This window comes from Chromobacterium vaccinii (genome assembly GCF_000971335.1).
GTDB classification, from domain to species: Bacteria; Pseudomonadota; Gammaproteobacteria; order Burkholderiales; family Chromobacteriaceae; genus Chromobacterium; species Chromobacterium vaccinii.
Genome location: NZ_JZJL01000121.1, coordinates 1 through 1,634, shown reverse-complemented (window position 1 = coordinate 1,634; position 1,634 = coordinate 1). Strand labels below are relative to the sequence as shown.

Sequence of the window (1,634 nt, the reverse complement as noted above, 5' to 3'; positions counted from 1 at the left end):
CCAGCACTTCCGCGAACAGCCCGCACAGCATTTCCTCCTGCGCGTTGCGCGGCCGCTGATAATGCGAGCCGCCAAACTCCGGCGCCGGCAGCGACTTGCGGTCCAGCTTCCCGTTCGGCAACTGCGGCAGCGATTCCAGCACCACCACCGCCGCCGGCACCATGTGCTCCGGCAGCTGCCCCGCCGCCAGGCGCCGCAGCTCCGACCCCTCCACCCCGCCGACGGCCGCCACGTACGCCACCAACTGGCTGTCGCCGCCCTGGCTCTGCCGCGCCACCACCACCGACTGGCTCACTTGCGGATGCCGGTTCAGCACCGCTTCGATCTCGCCCGGCTCGATACGGAAACCCCGCACCTTCACCTGCTGGTCGCTGCGCCCCAGGTATTCCAGCTCGCCTTCTTCCGTCCACCGCGCCAGGTCGCCGCTGCGGTACAGCCGCTCACCCTCTCCGTACGGATTCGCCACGAAGCGCTCCGCCGTCAGCCCCGGCCGGTTCAGATAGCCGCGCGCCAGCCCGGCCCCCGCGATGTACAGCTCGCCCGCCACCCCCACCGGCGCCAGTTGCAGCGCGCCATCCAGCACGTACAGCCGCGCGTTGTGCGTCGGACGGCCCAGCTTCGGCGCGCCGTCGCCGGACAGCGGCTCGCTCATCGTCACGCAGGCCGTCGCCTCGGTCGGACCGTAGGCGTTCACCATCCGCCGTCCCGCCGACCAGGCCGCCACCGTCGCGCCCGGGCAGGCTTCCCCGCCCACCACCAGCGTCCGCAGGACCGGCGCCAACGCCGCGTCCGCGGTGCTCAGCGCCGACGGCGAGATCAGCGCGTGGCTAATTTCATGGCGGTTCAGCGTGTCCAGCAGCTGTTCGCCCAGCAGCGGCCCCGCCGCCGGCAGCACCAGCCGGCCGCCGCTGCAGAAGGCCATCAGCATTTCCATCACCGCCGCGTCGAAACTCAGCGAGGCGAATTGCAGCACCCGCGTCGGGCCTTGCAGCGCGAACCGCTCTGTCTGGCTGCCGGCCAGGCCGGCCAGGCCGGCGTGGCTGACCGCCACGCCCTTCGGTTGGCCGGTGGAGCCGGAGGTGTAGATCACATAGGCCAGGTGCTCGGCGCGCAGCGCCCGTTCCGGCGCGCTGTCCGGCAGAGCGTCCAGGTCGAGCCGGTCCAGTTCGACTACCCGGCCCCAATACGACGGCAGCCGCTCGACTTGTGCCGAGTCGGTCAGCAGCACGGGGGCCATCGAGTCGCCCAGCATGTAGGCCAGCCGTTCCGTCGGGTACTCCGGCGACAGCGGCAGATAGGCGGCGCCGGACTTCAGCGCGCCCAGCACCGCGACCACCATGTCGATCGAGCGCTCCAGGCAGATGCCGACCAGCACGTCGGCGCCGACGCCCAGGCTTTGCAGATGGCGCGCCAGCCGGTTGGCGCGGGCGTCCAGTTCGGCATAGCTGAGCCGGGCGTCCGGGCTTTCCAGCGCGACGGCGTGCGGGGTGAGGGCCGCCTGGGTTTCGAACAGTTGCGGGAAGGTGGCCTGGCCGTGGTCCGGTCCGGTGCGGTTCCAGTCGACCAGCAGTTGCCGGCGCTCGGCCTCGTCCAGCAGCTCGATGTCGGACACCGGCTGCGACGGCTCCGCCGCC

At 71.8% G+C, this 1,634-nt stretch carries 1 protein-coding gene; it reads right to left on the bottom strand.

Features of this window, described 5'->3' with window-relative positions:
* Positions 1–1,634 (bottom strand): non-ribosomal peptide synthetase (locus tag VL52_RS25715; RefSeq protein WP_046159200.1); only part of this gene is annotated, 1,634 nt, incomplete at both ends.